The sequence below is a fragment of the uncultured Marinobacter sp. genome, assembly GCF_947259545.1.
Taxonomy (GTDB): Bacteria; Pseudomonadota; Gammaproteobacteria; order Pseudomonadales; family Oleiphilaceae; genus Marinobacter.
Genome location: NZ_CAMYMK010000002.1, coordinates 882,383 through 908,872 on the forward strand (window position 1 = coordinate 882,383; position 26,490 = coordinate 908,872).

Consider the following 26,490-nt stretch of genomic DNA (forward strand, 5'->3'; position numbering starts at 1 on the left):
ACAGTCGGTATGACTGGAATTATAACAGGTTATACGTGGCTGTATCCTGACTGGGTTTCCCCCATGCGTAACCCGACAATCAGTCCGGCAACCGTGTAGCGATCAACAACCCCAGCCGCTGTTCTCCACCTTCGGTATTCTGTAGTTGCAGAAAAAACTGGTCCTGGTCGGGTGTCACAAACCCGGTCAGCGTCAGGTCTCCTGCCACAAAGCTCACCTCGCCGCTGGTGCCCTGGGAATAGGTCAGTGCGATGTCGTCCCCTTCAAGGGACACTGGCCCTGGCACCGTTTCATTTGCTACTGAATGCACTACGTCCAGAGTGCGTCGGGACAATGCCGCGGTGGTGGCTGAAGCAATGGTGAGTACGGCGTTGTCGAAATGTCGCAGGCGGTTTGTGCCATCGGCGAGCCCCATGGCAGTGCCTTGCAGACGAAAGCGACCGCTCTGGGGAAAGTCGCTGGTTTGCGCAGCCGCTATCAACAGGCCGTCTCCGGTGTCGGCGTTGTCCAGGTTGAAGGCCAGAAGTGAGCCGTCGGGCGTGCTGGCGCCAATGCCCAGATCCGGAGTGTCGAACTGTCCCGAGGCATTGCTGATGTCCAGGTTGAGGCGACCGATGTTACGGTCACCGACACTGAGCCGTGAGGGCCGGGTGCTGATGGTCCAGTCGACGTTGCGATCGCCAGTGAGGGGCCCGGTTACTGCCCCTGAGCCACCGTCCCGGCCAATAGTGGTGGTGACCATCACCTGGTTCACATTGTTCCCACTGATATCCCAACTGCCTACACCGGATTCAATCGCCAGTGGCTCCGCGCCGTCAGCGAAGCGACTGGCGAGGAACGCCACGTTGTATTGACGGCTATTCAGTTGATCAAGGCTGAAGCCTTGTTGCCGTAGCAAGTTCATTTCCAGTACGGACAGGTAGTGATCCTCCAGTACCTCCTTGCGTTGCAGGGCATCTTCGGTGGCCTCCAGTTCGATGGCCTTGCCGGCACCGAAATAGCCGCCCAGGACGCGATCAGGCGCCTCGCCGGCCTCTTCTGTGGCGCTGACGAATGCGTCCAGATAGTAGGGGTTACGGGTCCAGCCGATGGTCAGGGAGCTGCCACGACCGGTCACGCTCTGGTACAGCGCCCGCCCGGCCAGCAAGCGGCTGTTGTTCTGCAGGGTAGCGGCCCCCGGCGACGAAGCGTGAGTGTTCAGATCCCAATGGTCGGTTCCCCTGGGGTAGAAATTGTTACCCGCCTGGTGAATCAGCGCCTCGCGGTTATAGGGTACATCCGAGGCCAGTGACGTCACCCGGATGTTGAACGCATCGAAGCTGGTCAGGGTGAGGGCGGGGTAGACGTAGCCTGTGCCGTTGCTGTCCGTAATACTCTCTTCCTGCGCAGTACGCACGCCCCACTGACCTGAGCCGGCAAGGCTGGGTTCCCGGAAGGTCTGGCCCAGTTCAACGCCAAGGAACACGGAGTTGTAGTCTGCGGAGCTGGCGCTGATCTTCCCCGAGGACTGCTCATCCAGAACGGCGTAATCAGCCATGCTACTCACATAGCGGGCAAAATCACCGCGATTGTCCAGGTGATCCAGAGCAGCGCCCAGGTCCGCATTGTCAGGAATATCGATCTCAAAGTCGTGGACCTGGTCCGCCAGGGTCGACCAGACATACTTGTTCAGGCACAACTCGCCGGAAGCATCGTTGACGCAATCCATAATCTGGCTGAACTGGCTGGCGGAATAGCCGCTGATGGTGTTGCTCATCAGGTATTCGGAGAAAGGGTTCACCTTGACGTCACGATCCGAGTCCGCTGCCAGGGCCCGCATCCGCGTGTTGCCATAAACCGCTTCGATCACCACGTCCGGTCCCAGCGGCAGGCCATTGCTGAAGGTGATGACTTCCCGGCCACTGTCTTCGGTGCGGCGAGTGATATCAACGGCCCCCAGATTCCGCAGGCTCTGGTCTGTCCGGTAAACCTCGATCCGGTCTGGCGTCACGATTCGCAGGTTGCGGCGCGTCAGTTCGCTGTCTGGCGCAAGGGTCGGGGGCACCTCTACGGTTACCCGGACTTCATTGGCCGCCAGCCCGTTGGTGTTATTGGAGTCACCGGTGCTACCGGAACTGAAATCGTCGCGGGCGTTTTTGGTCGGGGGAAAGCTGTTGTCCCGCGAGCCTGCTTCGTCAACCGCGCTTTTACCGCCGCAACCGGACAGTGCAACAGCGAAAGCCAGTAACAGCCTGGGGAGTGGGACCTTGGGCGCGAACAGTGAAGAGTGGTCAGGTGATCGGGTGATGAGTGCCATGCCAGGGACAATCCATTATCGGAACATGAGCCGGCAGTCTAGCAAGAGTGGTGGTGGCAAAGAGTGAGGCAGAACACGAAACAAAAACGGGCGCCCTGAAAGGCGCCCGTTTGACTCTTCCCGGAAGGGAGCGGGATCAGAAGTAGATCTTCATACCCGCCATTACGCCTTCATCCAGGTTCACGTCGCCACTGAAGGGCGCATCCAGATCGGTGTTCAGGTAACGGTAGCCCGCGAACAGCTCGGCGTTACGGATCACACGGTAACTGCCGCGCAGCTCAACGCTGGTCATGTCATCGGAATCGCCGAAAGAAAGGATGCTCGGGGCATAGTGAAGACTGCCGGTGACGGACAGGCCGGGTACATCGGGGATGTTGACGGTCGCGAAGCCACCCAGGCCAACGGCACCGCCGTCCAGGTCATCGTCTTCCCAGCCAATGCCGCGCAGGCCGATGCCTGCTGTGGTGGGCAGATTGCCGAGGGCTGTGCGGCCCTGGGCGTGGAAATCCACGTTACCAATGTGACGGCTGCCTTCGTGGTAGGTGTAACCGGTCCCCACTTGCAGTTCAGAGTTGGTGTCGAAGAAATTCACCTGGCCCTTGACCGACTCGCTGGTCAGGCTCAGGTCCAGATCGGCTGCCAGTGCAGGAGCAGCGGCCAGTGACAGAGCAAGAAGGGAAATACGGGTTGCTTTCATTCTTTTACTACCTTTATGGGTCAATGAACGGAGTGCGATACCGGTGTCAGCCGATATTGGCGATTGTTCAGATGAGCGCATGGTAACGGGCCGCTGCGGGTGGCTCAACTTAAAATGGGGTAAGGGCCTGTTAATACGGCATTAGTGCCGGGTGATGTCGTCCAGTTGGTCAAGGTCGTCCGGAGACACATTCTGGGCAGGAACCCGGTACTCTTCATTGGCCCAGGCGCCAAGGTCAATCAGCTTGCAGCGCTCGCAGCAGAAGGGGCGGAACGGGTTGCTTTCGCTCCATTCGACAGATTTTTTGCAGTTGGGGCACTCTACTTTCATCATTATTTCCAGGGAAACCTTCGGTGTCTTCAGCCAGTGGATCAGGAGGGCGCGGATGCCTGACAGTATTGTTCCAGTACTGCCCGCAACATTTCAATATTGACAGGCTTGGCAACAAATGAATCCATCCCTGCCTGGCGGCACCGTTCTTCATCCTTCTCCATGGCACTGGCGGTCAGCGCGACCACCGGCACTCGCTCGCGGCCTTGGTCGACTTCCCACTGACGCAGGCGCCGGGTCGCTTCAAACCCATCCACCCGGGGCATAACGCAGTCCATGAACACCAGATCGAATGGGTGCAGCTGCCAGAGGCTGGCGGCTATTTCACCGTCGTTGGCGGTCATGACATCGCAGCCAAGTTTTTCCAGCAGGCGACGGGTCAGTGTGCGGTTGACCGGGTTGTCCTCCACCAGCAACACTTTCATTCGGCCACAGGGTAGCTCCCTGCGCCGCGACGTATCGCTGACAGCCTGGAGCGAGAAGCGGGTAAGGAACCGGCGTTCGCCCGAAGCCCGGTCTGCGAACAACTGATGGAGAATCGGAATAAGGCAGGATTCCCGCAGGGATTTGCTCAGGAACGCGTCAGCCCCGGCCTGGCGGAAATGCTCGGCATCGCCTCGCTGGGGGTTGGACGAGAGCAGCAGCAGACGGGTCTCCGCCCACTGGGGATTGCTGCGGATTTGCCGGCACAGCAGGTCGCTATCCATATCCGGCACGAAGCCGTCCAGGACGATGGCGTCGAACGGATGCTGGTTATCCGAGGCCAGACGGACAGAAGTCAGCGCCTCGCCTGCGGATTTGACCGCTTCAATGTGCAGATCGTGGCGTGACAGCATCTCCAGGGTGATCTTGCGGGATAATTCGTAGGAGTCCACCACCAGAATTCGCCGGCCCTTGACCATACGGGTATCCGGTCGGATTCGGGTAGAGCTTTCCGGCGCCACCGGCAGTGACAGCTCCGCCCAGAACGTTGTGCCTTCGCCGGGCCGGCTTTCCACATCCAGGGATCCATCCATCAACCTGACCAGTTGGCGGCAGATGGTCAGGCCCAGTCCGGCACCAGGAAGCTGCCGCTGGAAGCTCTGGCCAAGCTGGACATAGGGTTCATACACCAGCGGCAAGTCTTCCGGGTTGATGCCAACGCCGGTATCTTCGACTGCCAGGCGCAGGCGTACCAGGTTATCCCTGCGGCCAAGCACTTCCACGCTGATCAGGACATGCCCGGAGTCGGTGAACTTGATGGCGTTGGAGGTCAGGTTCAGCAGAATCTGGCGCACCCGAACCGGGTCGCCGCGAAGGGCCCACGGCAGGTCTTCATCGACCCGCAACTCCAGCGCCAGGCCTTTCTCGCGGGCGCGGGTGCCGAGCATATGCACCAAGTCGTTCAGGGTTTCCCGCAGATCGAATGGCAGGTCTTCCAGCACCAGCTTGCCAGCTTCCATGCTGGAGATGTCGAGCAGATCGTTAATAATGGCCGACAGGCTCTCGGAGGCACTCAGCAGAGTCTGGACGAACTCACGTTGCTCCTGATCCAGGGGGGTGTCCGTCAGCAGGTTGGCGTAGCCAAGCACCGATTGCAGGGGTATGCGAAGTTCGTGGCTGACGTTGGCCAGGAACTGGTTCTTGGCATGATTGGCCCGGACCGCCTCATCGCGCTCGCCCTGAGACTGTATGGTGGTCTGGCGCAGGGAACGGGTGTCTTCCAGCAACTGCAGCCGCATCTTGTTCAGAGCCTGTTCAAGCTCACTGAGCTCGTCGCTGTGCTTTGGCTCCTTGCGTCGAAGGTGCAACGGTTCGATCAGCGCGTCCAGGTTCAGGCGCGCGGCATAGTCCGCCATGGTTTCCAGGTGCCGTGAGATGGTCATCCTGACAATCAGCAGCAGTCCCAGGGAACCCAGCAGCAGGATCAGCGACTGGAACCCCAGGGTCATCAGCGCCCGGTTCATCAGTTCATCGTGAACCTGTGCCAGCGAAGAGGTAATGGTAAGGGTGCCCAGGTCCTGAGGGGCATTAAAAGAGGAGCGATTAAAGACCAGCGGAAAGGACTGGGAAATCACGCGGCCCTCGGGGTAGGTGCCGGTACTGAACTCCTCGCCTCCGGTGATCGTCACCTTGGCATGCTGGATCACCGGCATAGCCCGCATGTCATCCAGGCTGTTGGCCACCTCGCTGAAATTCATCAGCCAGATGTTGTTGCTCATACTGCCGGAAATCAGCTCGGCCGCTTTTGTCTGGGTGTTGCGAAGCTCTTCGGTGCGGCGTTCATACTCGCCAATCATCTGCAGACCGGTAGCCGCCAGCGACAGCACAATGGCGAACAGCAGTACATACACCAGCAGCCTTGCTGCCAGTGGTCGTACACCCATTCGTTTGAATAACCGGATCAAAGGCAAGGCACGCATTCCCTGTGACTAATGAACAGGCGGTTTCTTTTTATAAACAGACAAACCGCCTTAAACTCCGATGAGTTTAACAGACCGTCAGCACTTCGACACGTTCCCCGCCGGGATCATGGATAAAACGGAAACGTACGTTCAGATCATACAGATGGGCGCCGTAAATCCGTTCCTCTTCCCGCCCTCTTCGAAAGGACGGGCGAGGGTCATAACTCACCACGTCTTCAATCAACGACCGAAGGTCGGGATAGGTTTCCGGGGGCAGGGCGGCCAGTTGGGTTTCCGCCTCGTCCAGGAACACAACGGGCAAACGCTCCGTCGGTGGCGAGTCCGCCCACCCCAGGCTGGCGTCGGGTACCGAGTCTGCAAATGGCAGGTAGGGTTTGATATCGAGAATGGGCGTGCCCTCGATCAGGTCATGATCACTGATCCGCAGGATCAGCCGGCCGTTTTCCCGCCGCAACCCCGCGTTGCGCACCACCGATAACCCCAGGCTGTTGGGCCGGAATGGCGATCGGCTGGCAAAGACCCCCATCTTTCGATTGCCCCCAAGACGGGGAGGGCGAACCACCGGACGCCAGTCCTCCCGCACTGCCTCATGGAACTGAAAGGTCAGCCACAGGTGGCTGGCAGTTTCCAGCCCCCGGAAGGCATCCTCCCGGTCGAATGGTGGTGCAATCACCAGGTCCGCATGGGCATGGCGGGTCAGCCCCGGCTGGCGGGGAACCCCGAACTTGTCCCTGAAACAGGAGTGGGCGTGGGCAATGGGCGTTAACGTCAGTGCGTCTTGAGGTGTGAAAGTCATGATCGGTCAATGGTACCCGAGAAATACAGCTCAATCCGCAAAATCAGGGAGGCCCGGTCCTTGAAACTGTCTTCCCGCGGGAATTCCAGTGCCGGAATGATCTCGCCATACAGCCAGTCACTGTGCAAGCGGTACCGGTAGGTCATGTCCGTAAAGACCGACGTGTGTCGCCAGTTGGGCTTGCTCTCGCCCAGCACGCCAAGGCGTGGGCTGATCGTGGATCGATTGTTCAGGCGCTTGTGGAAATTGAAGGTTTGCGCCATTTCGAACTTGCGCATCTCGTGAACCCACTCCAGTTCGCTGGCGGCCAGGAAGCTCCAGCCTTTCCCCAGATTTCGGCCAGCCCCTAACCAGCTTCTGGTGCCCCAGCCATCCTGGTGGAAATAGTACAACCGCTGTTCTGCTGTCAGGCTCCAGTTTTTGTCCAGTTGCCAGCGCTTGCCGGCTTTGAGCCGAACAAAAGCGTCGGTAGGAAATCGTAACCGGACACCCACATCGGTACTGAGATTAATGGCATCTCCGACCTCCGACAGATAACGAAGCGCACCCGTCGCCTCGGTATCCGAGCGTTCGTCCTCGGTTAACTGCCGATCCCGTCGTCGTTCGGAGAGGGGAATCAGTTCGTCGCTCTCACTCTCGATAACCAGCCGCAGCTTTTCTTTAACCGTGGGAACATCAAGACGAAACTTCGCTTCCGGTTCCAGTTGTGCCGGATCACCGTATTCCGATTCTGTGGCGAACCCCAGCCTTAAGTAACTCTCATTGTTGGGCAGGCCGGCATCGGCGCCGGACAGTGTCCGGTCGGCCCACTCGCCCAAGGCCTGAATGCGGGAGCCCTGGGTGCGCTCCTGCCGCAGGACCCAGTTACTCGCAATTATCCAGTAGGTGTCCCGGGGTTCCAGCCAGTAGTCCTCGGGAGAGAATTCGTAAAAATCGGGTGGCAGCGATTCCGGCGAGAGCACATCGCGCACGGCGGGGTCTTTGATGATGAAAACGGGATCGGCGGCGTGTGCGGGGAGAAATGTTCCTGATGCTGCAATCAGTAGCCCCAGGACTGCCAGAGTGTTCTTACCCAAAGGCCACCATAAACTTCTTGTGCAGCTCACCAACCTGTCTTTCCACGTCGTCCATCACCTCGTTATTATCCACCACTTCGTCTGCTTTTTGCAGGCGCTTTTCGCGGGGCATCTGGGCGGCGATGATACGCTCCACCTGTGCTTTATCGTTATCATCGCGGGCCATGGTGCGGGACAGCTGAACCTCCACCGGCACATCCACCACCACGACTTTTTCCACCAACTGGTGCTGGTCGGTTTCCAGCAACAGCGGTGACACCAGCAGCACATAGGGCAGGGAATAGTCGGCCGGATGCAGCTGACGAATCAACTCCTCCCGGATCACCGGATGCAGCAGCCCCTCAAGCCAGGTCCGTTCCTCCGGCTGCTCAAACACAATACTGCGTAAACGGGCGCGGTCCAGGGAGCCGTCTGCCTGGAGAATATCCTCCCCGAAATGCTCGGCAATCCTGGCCAGTGCAGGAGTGCCCGGCTCAACGACCTCCCGGGCCACATCATCCGCATCGACCCAGTGCACCCCCAGCGCGCCGAACATCCGCGCCACCGTAGACTTGCCGGAGCCAATCCCCCCGGTTAACCCGATAACCGCCATTACGCCCCCAGGAATCCGAACCACCAAGCCTGAATCTCGGCACCGAACCACAAGCACAACAACCCGGCCGCCGCCAGATAAGGCCCAAACGGAATCGGCACCTCACGCCCGTGCTTGCGGAACACCATCAGAGAAATCCCAACAACGGCCCCAACCACGGAAGACAACAGAATCACCGCCGGCAACAACTGCCAGCCCAGCCAGGCCCCCAGGGCCGCCAACAGCTTGAAATCGCCATGGCCCATGCCTTCCTTGCCGGTCATCAACTTGAACAGCCAATACACCGACCACAGCGACAGATAGCCCGCCACCGCGCCCCAGAAAGCACTGTGAAAATCCGTCAGTACACCAAAGTAATTCAGTACCAGTCCCAGCCACATCAGCGGCAGGGTCATGCTGTCCGGCAGCAACTGGGTGTCAAAATCAATCATTGTCATCGCCACCAGCGACCACACCAGCAGCAAAGCCAGAAGCGATGACACGGATGGCCCCAGGATCGCGACGGTCACCACCGAGAAAACCGCCGTCAGGGCCTCAATGATGGGGTAACGGGGCGAAATCCGCGTCTTGCAGGACGAACACTTGCCGCCCAGCACCAGGTAACTGACCACCGGAATGTTCTCCCAGGCCCGGATCCTGTGATCGCACGAAGGGCAGGTAGAGGCAGGGGATGACAGGGTAATAGCCGCCTCAGGCTTGCGCTGTTCCTCAGATAACTCCAGAAACTCCTCGCACTGACAGCGCCAGTCCTGGTGCATCATCTTCGGCAGGCGAAGAATCACCACATTGAGGAAACTGCCAATACATAGGGAAAAAAGCACCACCGACAAATACAGCAGCCACGGCGTGGCCAGTAGGGAATCAAGAATTTGCATGAAATATCCGAAAACCGGGAGCGGAAAGAAACGTAGGTCGGGTTAGCGAAGCGTAACCCGACACAACTAATTGATCTATGGACCCTACACAACCTGACCCATCTGGAAGATCGGCAGGTACATGCCAACGATCAGACCACCAACAAGAACACCCAGAACCGCCATAATCATTGGTTCCATCAGTGCTGTCAGGTTATCCACCATGTCATCAACCACGCCCTCGTAGTGGTCAGCGACTTTCTCCAGCATTTCATCCAGGTTACCGGATTCCTCACCAATGGCAGTCAACTGCACGGCCATAACAGGAAATACGCCGGTTTGCCTCATGGACGCCTGTAGCTGCGTACCGCTGGATACCTCGTCCTTGATCTTGCTTACCGCATCACGATACACGGCATTGCCGGTCGCACCGGATACTGATTCAAGGGCATCAACAAGTGGCACGCCTGCTGCGAAGGTGGTTGAAAGCACGCGACCGAACTTTGCCACGGCGGACTTATCGAGAATCTCTCCGACAATTGGAAGCTTAAGCAAATACTTGTCCACAAAGTCCGAGAATTTTTGGGACCGTCGTTTTGCCTCCTTGAACAGGAAGACCAAGCCAACGATGCCGAGAAGAACGATAAACCACCATTCCTGCATCCATTCAGAGATGCCGATGATGAACTGAGTAAACACCGGAAGGTCGGCACCAAAGCCCTGGAACAGACTTTCAAACTGGGGCACCACTTTCACGAGAAGAATGGCAGTAACAACAATGGCGACCACAACAACCGCAATCGGGTAGGTCATTGCCTTTTTGACTTTCTTCTTCAGCGTTTCGGTTTTTTCAAGATAGGTTGCGATTCGGTCAAGCATCTGTTCGAGGGCACCGGCTTTCTCGCCGGAATCCACGAGGTTGCAGTAAAGGTCATCGAAATGCTTCGGGTGACGGCGGAGCGCGCCAGCAAAGCTGGTACCCGAGGCAACATCATTCCGGATGGCGCCAACCAGCTCTTTCAGTCCCTGGTTCTCAAGCCCATCCGTCACGATATCGAAACTCTGAACCAGCGGTACCCCTGCTTTCATCATGGTCGCCATCTGACGCGTAAACATGGCGATATCAAACGGCGTAATTTTCTTGCTGCCGCCGAACAGAGGCTTTGGCTTTTTCTTGACCTTGTCCGGATTAATACCCTGCTTGCGCAATTGGGCCTTCACCAGCGCCAGATTGGTGCCGGACACTTCGCCTTTGGTTTTGTTGCCTTTGCGGTCTTTGCCTTCCCAGACAAATGCCTGAAGCTTTTGTGCTTTTTCTGCCATGGTTAATCCTTCGTCACGCGGTTGGCTTCCTCAAGGCTGGTCACACCCTCAATCACTTTCTTCAGGGCGGACTGGCGAAGATTGGGGAAGCCTTCGGCCTGAGCCTGCTTTGCAATTTTAATGGAGCTGGCCTCTTCCATAATCATGTTCGCCAGCTCATCGGTAATCTTGACCACCTCGTAAATACCGACGCGGCCTTTGTATCCTCCATTGCATTTATCACAGCCTTTTGGGCGGTACAACGTGAAGCCTGTATCAATTTGTTCCTGTGTGAACCCTTCGGCTATAAGCACGTCGTGGGGAATGTCCGCGGGCTTCTTGCAGCTATTGCACAGCCTTCTGCCCAGCCGTTGGGCAATAATCAGGCTGACAGAGGTAGCGATGTTGAACGCGGGTACCCCCATGTTCATCATCCGTGTCAGCGTTTCCGCCGCGCTGTTTGTGTGTAGAGTCGAGAGGACCAGGTGGCCGGTCTGGGCGGCCTTGATGGCAATGTTGGCGGTTTCCAGGTCCCGGATCTCACCCACCATGATCACGTCGGGGTCTTGCCGCAGAAACGCCCGCAGGGCCTCGGCAAACCCAAGGCCGACCTTGGTGTTCACGTTGACCTGGTTGATGCCTTCCAGGTTGATTTCCGCGGGGTCTTCCGCAGTGGAAATGTTCAGTTCCGGCGTATTCAGAATATTCAGGCCGGTGTAGAGGGATACGGTTTTACCGGAGCCGGTGGGGCCGGTCACCAGAATCATGCCCTGTGGTTGCTGCAGGGCGTCCATGTACAGTTGTTTCTGTTCTTCTTCATAGCCCAGAACATCAATGCCCAGCTTGGCCTGGCTGGGGTCCAGGATCCGCAGAACGATTTTCTCGCCCCACAGAGTGGGTAGTGTGTTCACCCGGAAGTCTATGGCTTTGGTCTTGGACAGCTTCATCTTGATCCGGCCGTCCTGGGGAACCCGGCGTTCTGAAATGTCCAACTGCGCCATGATTTTTACCCGCGCAGAGATCTTTGGAGCCAACTTGATAGAAGGGCGGGACATCTCCTTCAGAATGCCATCTGTCCGATAGCGCACACGGTAGACTTTTTCGTATGGTTCGAAGTGCACATCCGATGCGCCACCTCGAATGGCATCCAGGAGCATTTTGTTGACGTACTTTACGATCGGGGCGTCATCAACATCGCTGGCACTTACCGCGCTATCGTCCTCCTGCTCGCCACCTTCAGTTTCCACGCCTTCCAGATCGGCATCCTCAAGATCCCCCATGGTAGAGTCCTGAGACTCCAGGTACTTTTCGATGGCCGCATGCAGCTTGGCGTCATCAACCAGTATGGCGTCCGTACTGAGACCAGTGTTGAACTTGATTTCATCCAGAGCCTGGATGTTGGTGGGGTCAGAGACCGCGATAAACAGGCGATTTCCGCGCTTGTATAGAGGTAAGGCGTTGTGTTTCCGAATCAGCTTTTCATCAACCACCTTTTCCGGGAGCATCTCTGGAAGAAAGGCGTTGAGGTCCAAAACGGAGACACCAAATTCCATGGCAGCGGAAAAAGCAAGTCCGCTGCTGTCTGCCAACTTGTTCTGTACGAGATAGGTGATCAGGGGAATGCGGTTCTGGGAGGCCTGAATAAAGGCATCCTTCGCGGTTGCCTCATCAAGCAGCCCGTCCTCCACGAAGCGACGTGCAAGGCCGGTAAGCGTTACGTTGGATTTGTTAGTAGCCATAGAGGGTATAAAGAGTGCTGCCTAAGTTGCTGAAACTCTGCAAAGAGCGAATGTACAAGAGTTTAGATGGCTGGGCATGCTTTGGAAAGTCACGAACTGTAAAGCATCATCCAGCTCAAGGACCGGGCAGGTGAGCAAGGGGGGGGGCAATTTATACCGAGAGGGTGACCAAATTTGTCAGACACTGACGCCCATTGACATTATTTAACATTTAGGCCGGGTTCGAAATAATTCGTGTAAGGCTCGTATCCATCTGATAATAGGGGGGTTGTAGGGTAAAGTAGAAGGTTGGCATGCCCCCTGCTTGGATGAGGTCAGGCTCAAACCGGTTTCGGGGCACAGCTCCACCGGCCCCGGAGCCATCTCGAGATCAAAAACCGACTAACACAGAGGTTTAATAATGAAAAACATTCAGATGAACCAAGCGCAAAAGGGTTTCACACTGATCGAACTGATGATCGTTGTGGCGATCATTGGTATTCTGGCGGCTGTCGCGATTCCGGCTTATCAGGATTACACCATTCGTGCGAAGGTGACTGAGATCATCGGCCTTGGTGCTGCAGCGAAAACTTCTATCTCGGAGTACTACACTTCAATGGGGGCCATGCCCACTAACGCAAGCGTGGCCGGCGTTAATACTAGTGCGGCACAAAGCACCTATGTGAATACAGTCACATACACATATACTAACGCAACCAGTGCGGGTGTAGTTTTTGCAGTCACTAATCTCGGTGGGGTTACCGGTAACATCGCGTTTGAAGGTTCTGGATCGCAAAATGGCGTTCAGTGGGTCTGTAACGGAGGTGCTACTACCGTTGAGTCTAAGTATCTCCCAGCTAATTGCCGTTAAGAACTCAGGCTTAAGTGCCTGATTACTCCATAGTAAATGAGATCTTTAGAAAAAGGGGTGACGTAAGTCACCCCTTTTTTGGTGACGTAATGTTAGAACGTAAATTAGAACTATGTTTTATACTTGCCGTTGTGTCCATGCTGCTCATGACGCTCTTTATCTACTCTCCGGGGATGGGTGGGCCATTTGTTTTTGATGATGCCCAAAACCTAGAGCCACTAGGGAGTTCCGGTGGCGTAGATTCCCTAGATGATGCGCAACGTTTTATTTTTGGGAATGAGTCAGGTCCCACCGGCCGTCCTGTATCTATGGCCTCATTTCTGCTCGACGATAGTTCTTGGCCAGCAGCAAGTAGTGCTTCGTTTAAGAAAACCAATCTGGCATTACACTTGGTCACGGGCCTAATGGTCTTTCTTGTAGCCTTTAGAGTCATTCTTTATTTATTTCCGGATCGTAATGTTCATGCACTGAGTGTGGGGTTCGTTACGATGGCTTTTTGGCTAGTGCATCCACTGAATACATCGACAGTGCTATATGTCGTTCAACGAATGGCAATACTGAGTGCCCTTTTTTCTTTGGCTTCGATGTATCTATATTTTTGTTTTCGTGGAAAAGCTGTTTCCAGGGAAGTTCCAAGATACTTTTTATTATTACTTTCTTTGGTTTTATTGGTTCTTGGATTCTTTTCGAAAGAAAATGCCCTGTTGGTTGTTGTATTTATTCTTGGGTTCGAAATTTACCTAAGAAAAGAGCGTCTACAGATGGGTGGGAGATCTAAGTATCTTCTGTTGCTTTTGACTGCTTCTGCATTTATATACATTATTTTCGAAACTTACGAGATCTGGGGAAGAAGTTATCAGAATAGAGAGTTTGATATATCGGATAGGTTGATCTCTCAATTAGTTGCGATTGGGGAATATCTAAGAAAAATTATTTTTCCTCAGGCTTCTCATATCAACCTATTCAGAGGCGAATTTGAGAACTATCCCACGGTTCCATTTGACTCCATGGTTTGGTTGAATGGAGTGTTTTCCATGCTCTTATTTTTCTGTTTGGGATTCTTGAGCTTCTCTAAGAAGAGTCCTCATAAGAGTGCTATATGGCTTGGCTTCTTCTGGTTTATTTCATTCCACTTGATCGAGTCAACAATATTGCCGCTGGAATTGTACTTCGAGCATAGAAATTACCTGCCTTCAGTTGGGATTATTTTATGTGTTGCATTCCTATTATCAGTAGCAAAAATTCCCCAGTATATGAAGGTGTTTGTAGCGGCTTCGGTTATCATTTTTTGCTCATTTCAAACGTTCTATTTGGCGAAGACCTGGGGTACGCCAGACCAGCTCTTTTTGAAGTGGGAAATGGACGAGCCGAAATCTGTTCGAGCTAAGGTTTCCTATGCGCATTTTTTATACTCTAAAGGGTTCCCTGAGAATTCCGTCGAGTTTATTGAGGATGCGATGGTATACGCGCCGAATTCAATGATGCTGAAGTTCCATTATTTATTTTATTCTTGTGTTCCAGAAACTAAAGTAAGTCACAAAAGTGCTCTTGATAAATTCAAAGAAGATAGCATATTTGACTTGGGTGTATCGATTATGCTGAGTCAGTTTTTAGATAAGCTTCTAAATAAAGAATTCCCCGGGTGTTCGGAAGACAATATAAATGTTGTTGAGATTTTTGACTATGTAGAGTCTTCTAAAAACTTTGGATATCATAAAAATCATACCGTGCAATATTATGACCTGAAGTCGGACTACTATGTAAAAAAGGGGAATTTGAACGGTGCTGTAACAGCTTTGGATAAGGCCATTAGTTTAGCACCACAAAATCATGCTTTATACGTGAAAAGTGCGGATATTCTGGCGTCAGCGGGGTTGTATTCGCTTGCTGTTAAGCGGCTTAAAAAGTCCCTATCTGTTGATATGAAGGGGTGGAAGAAGTTTAATTCACGAACCCAAGAAATTAAGAGTCGAATAAATGCTTTTGAGCGACAAGAGGCTAGGCTTTAAGATGAGCTTGATTTTTAGATTTCATTGAAGAAGCATCTTGGTTCACCTGACTAGGTTAAAATTTATAATTTCTTCAGAAAATATGCAGTTTTTGAGGGGGGATAAAAGTTGAAAGTTAGTGTTATCATTCCAGCAAAAAATGAAGCAAAGAGTCTCGTAAATTTGCTTCCAAAACTCACGAATCGGATGGATGTGAGTGAAATTATCGTTGTTAATGATGGATCTACCGATGATACTACAGAAGTATGTCAAAGAAACGATGTTAAAGAGGTAGTGCATCCATATTCTAAAGGGAATGGAGCTGCCGTTAAGTCTGGTGCGCGAGCAGCAACCGGCGATGTTTTGGTGTTCATGGACGGAGATGGTCAACATGACCCGGATGATATTCCAACGCTGCTTTCTAGGCTATACGATGATGGGTATGATATGGCGGTTGGATCTAGAGCACAGACTTCACAAGCATCATGGGGGCGAGGCCTTGCAAATACTTTTTATAATTGGTTTTCATCACTAATGGTCGGACACGAGGTCAAAGATCTAACCTCTGGTTTTAGAGCTGTGAAAGCAGATAAGTTTCGTGAATTTTTATATTTGCTTCCTAACGGATTCTCTTACCCGACAACATCTACAATGGCGTTTTTCCGTGCGGGATATTCCGTAAGTTATGTTCAACTAAAGGTATATCGTAGGGAAGGGAAAAGCCACATTAAGCCTTTAAAAGATGGCGTAAGATTCTTGTTGATTATTTTTAAAATTGCAACTCTTTATTCGCCTTTAAAGTTGTTTGTCCCTCTATCGGCTTTTATGTTTTTGATTGGATTGGGATACTATGGATACACGTATTTTTGGTTTAAAAGCTTTACAAACATGAGCGCGCTTATGTTTACCACTTCCCTAACGATATTTTTGGTAGGCTTGGTAAGTGAGCAAATAACTGCTCTTATGTATAGTAAAAGAGACTGAGTGCTGAGTGGCTTGGTATCGTCAGTATAGAGGTTTTTTAAAGCGAGTGTTTATGGATTATGGGGATTCCCGATGTTCAGGTGGATGCGTTATATAAAGAACAGGAAAGCATTGGCTGGCTTGGTTATCTCTTGCATGATTCTTGGGTTATTTCTTGCAGGGTTACAGCTGATTTCAACCTTCTCAGGGTATGATCAAGTCCGCATAGAACTTTCGATTTCCTGGGTGGTTGTGTCACTTATTTTATTGATGGTATACCTAATTTCTGCGGTTGCTTGGAATGTCCAACTCAAAGTGCTTAGGCGGGATCGACGTTTAATAGATGCGATCTGCGATATGGGGTTTATTGCGGTTGGTAAATATGTGCCAGGAAAGGTTTTAGGAATTTTGGCCAGGGGGGCTAAAAATATTGCTGTTTCCGATAATAATGCAGCCTCTTTATACTTTTCTGCTATAGATCAGGTTGGCTTACTTTTCACGGGACTATATTTTTCTCTATTTCTTTTTTTGGTGTCGCAGTGGAATTACTCAGCAATAGAACTGGTAGGGCTTTCTCTGGCTTTGTTTTATCTGTGCTATTCCTCTCTGAGGCTGCTATATTTTTTTTACTCCTTTCTAGGTGGTAGTAAGACTATAAGTCTTCGATATGCTAAAAACTACACTTTCTTTGCTCAAGTTTCCGGGCTGTTTTTAATTATCTGGATATTAACAAGCTTTTCATTGTACCCGTTGCTTCCTGATTATTTGGAAGATGGAGAGAAGTTCCAGATTATATCGATATTTTGCATCTCTATTGTTGGTGGTTGGGTGGCGGTATTTGTACCAGCGGGGGTTGGTGTTCGAGAAGGTCTTTTCGTTATTATGTCTGGCGCTATAATTCCATTAGATATAGCTTTAACAATCGCCGCTGGCCATCGAATTATAGCTATATCTGTTGATGTTTTGTTTTCTGGAGCTTGCATTCTGATTATGTATAATCAACAGAAAAAAGGTGGATCTTATGATTGATAATATTTCAGCAGCAGCGCCAAGGTTTATCCTAAGATTATTAGAAGTAGTGCGGATAATTGAAAAGCACTCTTTGATCAAAGATTCATGCCACTTTAGCGAGGTAGGTCCTGGGCTGGGTGATCTGGCTCATTGGATTGTTCAGTCTCCTAAGGTTCAAGGCGCAACTCTCATTGAGAGCTCAGAGGATGCTTCCAACTTACTCAAGCAAAAGTTTGCGGGTTTTTCTAAAGTAAAGATCGTAAATGATATTGAGTTGGTGCCAAAAGAAAATTCTGATTTAATTTTTTGTTTTGAGGTACTTGAGCATATTGAGGACGATAGACAATTTTTGAATCTTCTCCGAACGATGTTAAAGAAGGATGGCGTATTAGTTGGCTCTGTGCCAGCCTATATGAAAAAATGGCAATCTGTTGATGAATGGGCCGGCCATGTTAGGCGTTACGAGCGTAAGGAACTTGAGGTTAAGCTGGAAACTTCGGGTTTCGAGTTGATTGAGATGTTTGTATATGGGTTCCCGTTCACAAATTTGTTATATCCTTTGCGCCAGCTTTATTATTTTTTTTCAAACTCAAAAAAAGTTCCTAGAGATGCAGCGACGTCTCGAAGTGGCATTTCTCGTGAGTTCACGGGTGAACTAACTACTCTTTGGATGTACTATTTCCTGAAGACGTTTAGATTTTTGCAGAGGTTGCCTTTGCTAGACGTTATGGGAGACGGCTTTATTTTTGTAGTTAGAAAGAAGCCTACTCAATAGATCTAATAATAGATACAATTCGTTCTTTAATAATTTTAGTGGAGAGGTTTTTCATGTAATTTACATACCCTTTTTTTCCAATTTCATCTAGTTTTTCTAAGTTTTCGTACGCCCATTTAATTGCGTTTGCCAAACTCTCGGGGCTTTGTTGCTTTACGAGAATGCAGTTTTCTTTCGATATAAAACCGTAGTCTTCATCAATCTCTCCTATTATTGTCGGCTTACCATGTGCTAATGCTTGGGATGTTTTTCCCGTGACTACCCTTAAAGCTTGAGGTGTTCCGCCAAAGGGGCCGCCAAGTAATAGATCAGCTTTTGGTATAACCTCTTCAATAAGGGTATTGTACGGCACCCATATCTTGTGGTTGTAAATGCTAGTAGAATGCTTTGGGAAATGCTCAGAAAGGAGTTTGGCAGATTCTTTATTGCCTCCTATGAAGATATAGTTTATGGGTAGGTTCTTGTTTATGTGTGCTGATCGAATAATGACATCTATTCCGTGTAAGGGAAGAAAAGATCCATAATATAGTACAGTTAAGTAGTTATTTTTAATATTGTTGGAGGTGTCTCTACGTAATCCCTCTATATTTCCTCCCTCGACTGCTCCAACGGGAATGGCTAGTATTTTTTCTTTATTAATTTTGTCGTAGTTTTTGTGTATGTGTTCAACATGAAGGTTGGTATCGGTTATTATATAGTCTGCATTTTTAAGAATCGCTTTTTCTGCAATCCTTAATAGCTTTCCGGAGATATTATTTAACGGTTTTTCTTCTTCCTCTATCAACGATAGTGAAGGAGACATCATTTCGTCAAATATGATGGGTTTTTTTCCAGCTATTAGCCTAACAAGCCAGTATATTTCGTGCCCTCTGAATCCCACAATGTATATGTCAGGGTTGCAGTGGCAGCGAACTTTTAAAAGGCGGATTGTAGTTTGAAGATATCTTGCTAGCCCCTTTCTGCTGTTCCGGGCTTCGTGGAGTTCGACTTCTTCCGCATCATTGAGTGCGTTTATCAATGCTTTTGTTCTTATATAGTTGGGGCTTTTATATGAGAGAACATAGCAAACTTTAATCTTTCTGTTTTTTTTGTCGTTTTCGTGATTTGATGTGTTAGCGTGAGTCATTATTAAAATCTTTAGGGTATTTTTTAGTTAGTGGTTATTATAATCGAATACTGTTTTGCCAGAGACTGCTTTAGTTGATGAGTTTAGTTCCACGCTTGGTGACGCTTTAGGATATTAGGCTCTCCCTTGGTTTGGGCTTGAGTGAATGTATTTTACGAGCCCGCCTAGTATATCATCTTCATTCGATAGAATAACTGTGGAGGAAGTCGATTTAAAAGGTTGGCTGTTGCCTTGGGGCGCACTACCTTTTTATTGCTGGACTACGCATGACTCTGATCTTGCAGAGTATATGCAGGCAAGCATGATGGGGTTTTAGGCAAGGGTGCTACCCTCTGTTTGTGCGCACATAGCCGATGTGCCTGCGCTCATAGCTGGGAGTTGCCGGACTACCCCGGGGGCCTCTCCGCGGCGGACAGACGAGCTGGCGGGCAACATTCAGGAAGGAGTAGTCCTGTAGAGCGAGGATTAGGATATGGTCATACCTGCGGGCACGCTGATAGCTAACTTTAATCTACGTTTTCAGTGGTCAGGGTTCTGACGCCCCCAATGAAAAAACGGCCCAAAAACACCCAAACCTCCCTGCAATAATCTGGCATAGTACCACCCCATCCAGCACTGTGCCGGGTTACGAGGTTACATGGGCGAGCAAGATCAGCAGAAAATCATTCAGATCAACATTCCTGTCCTGAGGGAGCGCACCGGGTCGGCGATCCGGGGTGTGGGTAATTTCACGTCGATGACGCTGAAGGTGCCCCGCGCGTTCTGGCCGGTGGCCCGGTTGGCGGGCAACCTGGAGCCGATTGATCAGGCGCAGCTGAGCTCCGCGCTCGACGAGCTGTTTGACACGCTGTATGAGCACCCGCTGAACGTGCAGTCCCGCTCGCTGACCAAAGTGTTGCGCAAGTATCGCCTGATCCCCAATGAGGAAACCACCGAAGGGCTGATCCGTTTTTTGGTAGGGCAGGTGGTTACCCGCAGTCCGATCGAAGTGCCGGAGAGCGTCGTCGATGAGTTCTGGAGCTTCTTCCACGAACTGCTGGACGCGCCGGAGCTGAACGGGCTGATCGAGCTTAACCTCGACATCATCCGCCTGGTCCTGCGTTCCTACGAGCCATTGATTGTGGAGTTGGTGAACCGCCTCAAGGATATTCGCAAGGCCAACCAGGAAGGGTTGGCGGATGTGGGGCGTAAGGTCAGTGTCCTGCGTCGGGATCTGGTGATTCTGCGCAGGCAGATCAAGGCGATTCGCCACATCAAGCCGTTCCTGCAGACGGACCCGAAGGATTTCGCCACCCAGGCACAGATTGTCGCCCGCATGGTCCGGGAATTCGGCCCTCTGTTCATCAAGATGGCCCAGGTTGCGGCGGCCAATGCCGACTTCCTGCCGGAGGAAATTGCCACGGAGCTTGCGGTGTTCCAGGAAGATGTCGACCCGATGACGCCGGATGAGGTCAATGAAGCCTTTATAGACTGCTTCGGCAAGTTACCGGGCGAGATGTACGTCCAGTTTGATGTCAACAAGCCCTTGAAATCCGGCTCCATCGGCTCGGTGTACCTCACCAAAAAAGTCGTTCAGGACGACGGCGGTCTGGAGCGCCTGCAGCCGGTGATCGTCAAGGTGGCCCGCCATAACCTGGAGCGGGAGTTCCAGATGGGCAACCTCGCCATTGAGCTGATGCTGGTGAGCAGCCAGTTCTGGGCGCCGCATTCCAAGCTGTTGCCGTTCCTCCATGCGCTGTCCGATCAGGTGAAGGAGTTCACCCGGGGCTTTGAGCAGGAGCTGAATTTTGAAGACGAAGCGGCCATCCAGCGTCGTTTCGCGGCACGGGCTCGGGTGACCCGGGCCTGGCATGTGCCGGATGTGTTTGTGGCCACCAGTCGCATCCTGGAAATGGAATATGTGGATGACGCTGTGTCCATCAAGAAGGCCATCGGCAGTCTGCAGGGGTCAGAGCGCAAGCGCTTCCAGCGCACCCTGGGGGAGAACTTCCTGTTCACTCTGTTCGAGCATATCTTTGTGTACAACGAGCTCCATGGCGACCTGCACCCGGGCAACATCATGGTCTCACCGGACGCAGAGCCATACCTGATCGACTGGGGCAATGCGGTCCATATGGCCGGCAAATGGAGTTTTGTGCGGGATTACATTATCAGCGTCCTACTGGCAGACACCGAGCGCCTGGGCGATATGCTGATCGAGATGAGTACCCACCCGGAGAAGAACCGCCTGCGCCGGGATGAAATCATCACCCGCCTGAGTGACACCCTCGAACGTCGGGACGTCTCGCCGCTAACTGAGGATGCGTTACGCACCTTGTGGCGGGAGGGGGCTGCGGGTTTGCATCGCCGCATGCAGACCGCATTGCAGTTGCTGTCCAACACCTATCAACTGGGCATTGTGATCCACAGCGATTACCTGCACCTGTCCCGCTCCCTGGTCGCCATGGCGGGTGCCTATATCAACATCTACGAAGGCCTGCCCCGCAGCCTGGTGGTGCGGGACACGGTCAAAAGCCTGGTGCTGTTCCCGCTCAACCTTGGGATGGCGCGGCTGAGCCATCGGGTGACTCGCCTGCAGGGTGGGTTGTTGCCAGGGGTGGTCTGAGGGTGGAGGATTACACCTCCACCTCATCAAACAACTCCGGCACCTCGGCATCCCATCCGAACTTTTCGCGGATGCGCTTGCGCATCACATCACTGGCCACCATTTCCCCGTGGGTGACATACACCTTCTCCGGCTTTAGCTGCCCCTGTTCCAGCCAGCTCAGGATCTCCTGATAGTCGCCATGGGCGGAGAGGGAATCCAGGTTATGGATGTCGGCTTTTACCGGCCAGTATTCGCCGTGAATCTTGACGGACTCCGCGCCATTCACCAGGGCGTCCCCCCGCGTGCCGGGGGCCTGGAAGCCTGCAAACACCACGCTGTTGCGGGGGTTGGGTAGCAGCGTTTTCAGATGGTGTAGCACCCGACCACCGCTGGCCATGCCGCTGGCGGAGATGATCACGCAGGGGTAGCGTGCCGCATCCAGTTCGATGGATTCCTCAACGGTACGCACGAACGTTGTCTGGTCATCGATCATTTCGCATTGCGCAGCGCTGAGACGGTGCTCCTTGTGGTGCTGGCAGAAAATCTCCGTCGCCTTTATAGCCATGGGGCTGTTCAGATACACCGGCAATTTGGGGATGCGTTTCTGTCCCATGATCTTGTGGATCACATACAGCAGCATCTGGGCCCGGCCCACGGCAAACGCCGGCATCAGCACAATGCCGCCACGTCCGGCGGTGCGGGTGATGATCTCGGCCAGCTCCTCCTCGGGATCGGTCTCGGCGTGAAGCCGATCCCCGTAGGTGGATTCGCACACCAGAACATCGGCTTTCTGAAGGGGCTCCGGTGGGCGCATGATCACATCGTCCTGGCGACCCACATCCCCGCTGAACACCACGGTGCGCTGACTGCTCTTGTGGTGCACGTGCACACAGGATGACCCCAGAATGTGGCCGGCGGGGGTGAAGGTCACCTCCATGCCTCGGACCGGTTCGAAGGTTTCGTGGTAGTGCAGGGACTCGAAATGCTTCAGCGCTTCCCAGGCGTCCTTTTCGGTGAACAGCGGCTCCGGCTTCTCGTGTTTGGAGAACTTCTTGCGGAAGGCGTACTTGGCGTCTTCCTCCTGCAGGAAGCCGGCATCCGGCAGCAACACCTTGCACAGGTGGTGGGTGGCCTTGGTGCAGTAGATCTTGCCCTTGAAGCCGTTCTTCACCAGTGCTGGCAGGTAACCACTGTGGTCAATGTGGGCGTGGGTCAGAACCACCGCTTCGATAGTGGAAGGATCCACGGGAAACGGCGCCCAGTTCCGCTTGCGCAGGGTTTTCACGCCCTGATACATGCCGCAGTCAACGAGCAGGCGGTGCTTGTCATCCGAAAGCAGGTAACGTGATCCGGTAACGGTGCCTGCGCCGCCGAGGAAGCGAAGTTTCATGGGGGACTCCTTTCAATGAATGCTGACAGTCAGCTTAGCGCAAAGTGGTTGATACGGAATTGATTTGTGTCGGCAAAAGCCACTGCACTAACACCAACCTCCACACTCCGTTAAACTGTCACCAAACTCGACAGCAGGATGTTCCCCATGCACTACAGCTCCATCCTCCCCGATGTCATAAAAATCGCCGATCAAGCCAGCGAGCGGGTGCTCCACATCTACCAGTCGGACTTCAAGGTGGACTACAAGGCCGATCAGTCACCCATCACTGCAGCGGACACTGCCAGCCACGAGGTGATTGTACAGGGGCTGCGAAGTCTCACCCCGGACACGCCCATCCTCTCGGAAGAAGGGGCGAGCATCCCCTGGGAAGAACGCAAACACTGGCACCGTTTCTGGCTGATCGATCCGGTTGATGGCACCCGAGACTTCACCCAGCGCACGGGGGAATTCACCGTCAATATCGCCCTGATTGAAGACGGTGAACCGGTGCTGGGGGTGGTGACGGCCCCCGCGCTTAAAGAGGCCTTCTGGGGCGCGAAAGGGGAGGGCGCCCACCGGCGGGACCGCACAGGCAAAGTGCTGCCAATTCGCGTGGCCGAGGCGAAGGCCAGCAAACGGGTCGTCGCCAGTAAAAATCACCTGAATGAGGAAACCCGAGCCTTTATTGAAAAGGTGGGCGAGCACGAACTGGTCCAGGCGGGCAGCTCCCTCAAGTTCTGCCGCATAGCCGAAGGCCGCGCCGACCTGTATCCGCGCCTGGGGCCCACCTGTGAATGGGACACCGGCGCGGCGCATGCGGTCCTGGCGGCTGCCGGTGGTAAAGTGGAAACGTTAGAGGGTGAACCGTTACGATACGGCAAGGAAGACCTGCTGAACCCGTATTTCATTGCAACAGGGAAGTAACACGATGACGTGGTACGCACTGCAACACAAACCCGCCCAGGGAGACCGGGCGGTGGAACACCTCCAGAATCAGGGCATAACCTGCTTCTACCCCAAGATCACCGTGGAAAAAATCAAAGCTGGCAAACGTTCCAAAAAGCTCGAGCCGCTGTTCCCCGGCTACCTGTTCGTTAAACTGGAACAGACCGATCCCATGTGGTCCAAGCTTCGCTCCACCCGGGGTGTGCTGCGGGTGGTGGGTTTTGCGAACAAGCCAGCACCGATTGCGGATGAGGTCATCGAGCACATCAAAGACAGCCTGCACACCGTGGCGGAGCAGGGTGGTATCAAGCCAGGGCAGTCCGTGGAGCTCAACGAAGGGCCATTTCAGGGGCTGGAGGCCATTTTCCAGGCTTATGATGGCGAAGAACGGGCGATTGTGTTGATCGGCTTTATGCAGAAGCAGCAGGCTGTGAAGGTTCCGGTTTCCTCCATAAATCGCCAAATCTGATTGCATTTCCTACTGTTTGACAAGGTTTTACGCATAAACGCGGCCGATCGGGCCTCGCGTCTTTGTGGTCACTTGTCTGAAACATTCTATAACGTAGAATTGCGTCACATTTTGAGAAATAGAACTACATCCTGACAGGGAACGAGTCGGGGAAGTGATGCCCCTTCCGCTTGTCCCTCACTTATAAGCAACCAATTATATGACCTCAAAACACTGGGCCCTGGTCGGTGGGGCGGTAGCGTGCCTGAAACCGATTGCCTTGGTAGGCATTGCTGGCGGACTCTCATTGGCGGTTGCACAGGCGGCACCACGCGATCTGGCGTTTCCAGGCTACAGTGGCTACCTCAATGTGCCTTCGGCCACCGTGCTAGACCATGGCCAGGCAGATGTCATGTATTCGGATCAGGCTTTGAATACACGCCAGAATTCTGCGGGTGACGCGTACGGTTATTTCAACAACATTGCCGGCACGTTCGGCGTCTTCCCCTTCGTGGAGGTCGGCGGGCGCCTTACCTGGGATCGAACCCAGTCGAACTGTTTTACCGAAGGTTGTGGTATTCGTGATCTGTCCGCGAACATCAAAGTTCAGGCCCCATTCATCCCGGAAAACTGGTTTACGTTAGCCGCCGGTGTTCAGGATCTGGGAGGGGAAACGGACGACTTTGAGTCTGTCTACGTAGTTGCCGGTCGGCAATTTGGGCCGCTCGAGATCTCTGCAGGCTATGGTGACCCCAAGACGTCCGGGCGTTACCTGGATGGCGTCTTCGGCGGCGTATCCTACCGCCCAGTGCCCTGGCTGAACGTCATGGCCGAGTACGACAGCCAGGATGTGCGCCTGGGATTGGGAGCCGCAACGCCAGGAGGTTTGCTGCCGCTGGGCATGCAAGTGAAGGGAAAAGTGCTGGCCTACGATGAAGGCGACACCGATAACGATCGCCATTTCTTCTCCCTGGGCCTGTCCATCCCCTTCGGCAACAAGCCCAGCAAGCAGCGCCTGGAACCAGTCGTTGCAGACAACGCTGAGACAGTAGGTCGGATTAGGCAAAGCCGTAATCCGACAAACCCAGAGCAAGCCAGCACCAGCAAGACCACTGACGCCGGCACCGAGACAGCCCGCCGCTTGGGGCAAGAGATGGTCAACGCCGGCTACGACCGGGTCTCCGTCGCCAGCGAAGGCGGCACCCTTCACATCCAGTGGGAAAACAACATCTACGTACGGGACGAACGCGACTCCGTTCTCGACGTAGCCCGAAGGGCCAGGGCCGCAGCCGGTGCTCACAAGAACGCCCAGCTCACTCTGCTGAACCAGAATATCCCGGTGGCAGAGCGAACCGTCCCATTACAGACGGCCCATCCGGATGGCAGCGATGAGCCCTACGCCATCGCCTCACGGTTCTCCGACACCAGTCTGCTGAACCGGGACGATCGCGACTGGGACTTCCAGGGTAGCTACGGCCCCACCTGGAAGCCACGTATCACCCTCAGCCCGACCATCAGTTCCGGGGTGGCCACCGAATTTGGTGTTTGGGATGCCTCCGTGGGCATCAGTGCGGAAGTGTCCGCCTCCCTCTGGACAGGTGCGCAGGCCTCAGCAACCTACAACACCGAGATCTATCAGACCGAAGATTTTGAGAAGGGCGGTGTGTTCTATGAGGACCGGCAGCGCAACGCTTTGATTGAGGCGGAAATCCAGCAAACCCTCAAACTTCATCCCCAGCTATACACAAGTTTCCACGGTGGTCGGTACGCCATCGACTGGAACGGCGCCATCAACGAGACTATGCTCCTGAGCCCGGGTGGTCGCCACAGTTTGAGTTATCTCGGGGGCACCTTCCGCCACCGAGATGATAGCGGCGTAAAGCGCAATCAGATGCTGGGCCGGTACAGCTATTACAACCCGAATCTGGACGCCCAGTTCGATGTATACGGCGGCCAGTTCTTTGCCGAAGACACCGGCTTCCGCCTGGATAGCCGCTTCTGGTTCGGGGACTATGCGATTACCCTGAGCTACAAAAACACCGACGCCGAATTCATCAGCCTCGGCTGGGTGATTCCGCTCACACCGGAGAAAACCCGTCAGTTTCGTTACGCTCAGGTTCGCGGCGATGCTGACTGGAACTACAGCGTGCAGAGCCGAATTAACGAGGATCAGAACCTGACAGAGTTTGGCGGTGCGGCGATTGTGCGTTCAGCCAACCCGATACAGTCCCTGTATCTCAACCGGGGCCGGCTCACAAATGACTGACAGAGCCGGTGGCGTGGCCCAAGAAGCCATAAAATTCAAGGCAGGAAGAAGTGAAGTGTGATTGCGTTTTAA

21 protein-coding genes are annotated in these 26,490 nt (G+C 53.4%); 9 read left to right on the top strand and 12 right to left on the bottom strand.

Features of this window, described 5'->3' with window-relative positions:
• Positions 1–79: 79 nt before the first annotated feature.
• The 10 genes from Q0Y21_RS04220 to pilB form a co-directional block, all read right to left on the bottom strand.
• A complete protein-coding gene (locus Q0Y21_RS04220; protein WP_297791860.1) occupies positions 80–2,296 on the bottom strand; it encodes a hypothetical protein in 2,217 nt (738 codons plus the stop codon).
• A gap of 136 nt (positions 2,297–2,432) precedes the next feature.
• Positions 2,433–2,993 carry a YfaZ family outer membrane protein gene (locus Q0Y21_RS04225; protein WP_297791862.1) on the bottom strand — a complete coding sequence of 187 codons (561 nt, stop codon included), beginning with the start codon at positions 2,991–2,993 and terminating at the stop codon, positions 2,433–2,435.
• A 141-nt stretch (positions 2,994–3,134) separates the two neighbouring features.
• A complete protein-coding gene (yacG, locus tag Q0Y21_RS04230; RefSeq protein ID WP_297791863.1) occupies positions 3,135–3,323 on the bottom strand; it encodes a DNA gyrase inhibitor YacG in 189 nt (62 codons plus the stop codon).
• Between the two features lie 41 nt (positions 3,324–3,364).
• Entirely contained in the window at positions 3,365–5,689 is a 2,325-nt protein-coding gene (locus Q0Y21_RS04235; RefSeq protein WP_297791865.1) for a response regulator, read from the bottom strand.
• A gap of 103 nt (positions 5,690–5,792) precedes the next feature.
• Positions 5,793–6,524: a tRNA (N6-threonylcarbamoyladenosine(37)-N6)-methyltransferase TrmO gene (tsaA, locus tag Q0Y21_RS04240; RefSeq protein ID WP_297791867.1), complete on the bottom strand. Its 732-nt coding sequence runs from the start codon at positions 6,522–6,524 to the stop codon at positions 5,793–5,795.
• Positions 6,521–7,600 carry a hypothetical protein gene (locus Q0Y21_RS04245; RefSeq protein ID WP_297791869.1) on the bottom strand — a complete coding sequence of 360 codons (1,080 nt, stop codon included), beginning with the start codon at positions 7,598–7,600 and terminating at the stop codon, positions 6,521–6,523. The genes tsaA and Q0Y21_RS04245 overlap by 4 nt, the downstream gene beginning before the upstream one ends.
• Complete coding sequence (gene coaE / locus Q0Y21_RS04250; RefSeq protein WP_297791871.1) at positions 7,593–8,192, bottom strand: dephospho-CoA kinase; 600 nt, start codon at positions 8,190–8,192, stop codon at positions 7,593–7,595. The genes Q0Y21_RS04245 and coaE overlap by 8 nt, the downstream gene beginning before the upstream one ends.
• On the bottom strand, positions 8,192–9,067 hold the full coding sequence (locus tag Q0Y21_RS04255; protein WP_297791873.1) for an A24 family peptidase: 876 nt from the start codon (positions 9,065–9,067) through the stop codon (positions 8,192–8,194). The genes coaE and Q0Y21_RS04255 overlap by 1 nt, the downstream gene beginning before the upstream one ends.
• Before the next feature lie 84 nt (positions 9,068–9,151).
• Positions 9,152–10,369: a type II secretion system F family protein gene (locus Q0Y21_RS04260; RefSeq protein WP_297791875.1), complete on the bottom strand. Its 1,218-nt coding sequence runs from the start codon at positions 10,367–10,369 to the stop codon at positions 9,152–9,154.
• Positions 10,370–10,371: 2 nt separating this feature from the next.
• A complete protein-coding gene (gene pilB / locus Q0Y21_RS04265; RefSeq protein ID WP_297791877.1) occupies positions 10,372–12,087 on the bottom strand; it encodes a type IV-A pilus assembly ATPase PilB in 1,716 nt (571 codons plus the stop codon).
• Between the two features lie 400 nt (positions 12,088–12,487).
• On the opposite strand from pilB, the gene Q0Y21_RS04270 reads away from it, so the two are divergent.
• From Q0Y21_RS04270 to Q0Y21_RS04290, 5 genes are all read left to right on the top strand, one after another.
• Complete coding sequence (locus tag Q0Y21_RS04270; protein WP_297791879.1) at positions 12,488–12,937, top strand: pilin; 450 nt, start codon at positions 12,488–12,490, stop codon at positions 12,935–12,937.
• Positions 12,938–13,026: 89 nt separating this feature from the next.
• A complete protein-coding gene (locus tag Q0Y21_RS04275; protein ID WP_297791880.1) occupies positions 13,027–14,946 on the top strand; it encodes a hypothetical protein in 1,920 nt (639 codons plus the stop codon).
• 108 nt (positions 14,947–15,054) lie between these two features.
• Entirely contained in the window at positions 15,055–15,909 is an 855-nt protein-coding gene (locus Q0Y21_RS04280; RefSeq protein WP_297791882.1) for a glycosyltransferase family 2 protein, read from the top strand.
• A gap of 111 nt (positions 15,910–16,020) precedes the next feature.
• Entirely contained in the window at positions 16,021–16,917 is an 897-nt protein-coding gene (locus Q0Y21_RS04285) for a hypothetical protein (RefSeq protein WP_297791884.1), read from the top strand.
• Positions 16,910–17,674, top strand: a complete 765-nt coding sequence (locus Q0Y21_RS04290) for a class I SAM-dependent methyltransferase (RefSeq protein WP_297791886.1) — start codon at positions 16,910–16,912, stop codon at positions 17,672–17,674. The genes Q0Y21_RS04285 and Q0Y21_RS04290 overlap by 8 nt, the downstream gene beginning before the upstream one ends.
• Here Q0Y21_RS04290 and Q0Y21_RS04295 read toward each other — a convergent pair.
• Positions 17,664–18,800 carry a hypothetical protein gene (locus Q0Y21_RS04295; protein ID WP_297791888.1) on the bottom strand — a complete coding sequence of 379 codons (1,137 nt, stop codon included), beginning with the start codon at positions 18,798–18,800 and terminating at the stop codon, positions 17,664–17,666. The genes Q0Y21_RS04290 and Q0Y21_RS04295 overlap by 11 nt on opposite strands.
• A 637-nt stretch (positions 18,801–19,437) precedes the next feature.
• Between Q0Y21_RS04295 and Q0Y21_RS04300 the strand changes: the two genes are divergently transcribed.
• On the top strand, positions 19,438–21,405 hold the full coding sequence (locus Q0Y21_RS04300) for an AarF/UbiB family protein (RefSeq protein WP_297791890.1): 1,968 nt from the start codon (positions 19,438–19,440) through the stop codon (positions 21,403–21,405).
• 10 nt (positions 21,406–21,415) lie between these two features.
• On the opposite strand, the gene Q0Y21_RS04305 is transcribed toward Q0Y21_RS04300, so the two are convergent.
• On the bottom strand, positions 21,416–22,777 hold the full coding sequence (locus Q0Y21_RS04305; RefSeq protein WP_297791892.1) for an MBL fold metallo-hydrolase: 1,362 nt from the start codon (positions 22,775–22,777) through the stop codon (positions 21,416–21,418).
• Between the two features lie 147 nt (positions 22,778–22,924).
• On the opposite strand from Q0Y21_RS04305, the gene cysQ reads away from it, so the two are divergent.
• The 3 genes from cysQ (at position 22,925) to Q0Y21_RS04320 (ending at position 26,418) form a co-directional block, all read left to right on the top strand.
• Positions 22,925–23,683 (top strand): 3'(2'),5'-bisphosphate nucleotidase CysQ, encoded by a 759-nt coding sequence (gene cysQ / locus Q0Y21_RS04310; RefSeq protein WP_297791894.1) that lies wholly within the window; start codon positions 22,925–22,927, stop codon positions 23,681–23,683.
• Between the two features lie 4 nt (positions 23,684–23,687).
• Positions 23,688–24,173: a transcription/translation regulatory transformer protein RfaH gene (gene rfaH / locus Q0Y21_RS04315; RefSeq protein WP_297791896.1), complete on the top strand. Its 486-nt coding sequence runs from the start codon at positions 23,688–23,690 to the stop codon at positions 24,171–24,173.
• Positions 24,174–24,372: 199 nt separating this feature from the next.
• On the top strand, positions 24,373–26,418 hold the full coding sequence (locus tag Q0Y21_RS04320; protein WP_297791898.1) for a YjbH domain-containing protein: 2,046 nt from the start codon (positions 24,373–24,375) through the stop codon (positions 26,416–26,418).
• Positions 26,419–26,490 lie beyond the last annotated feature (72 nt).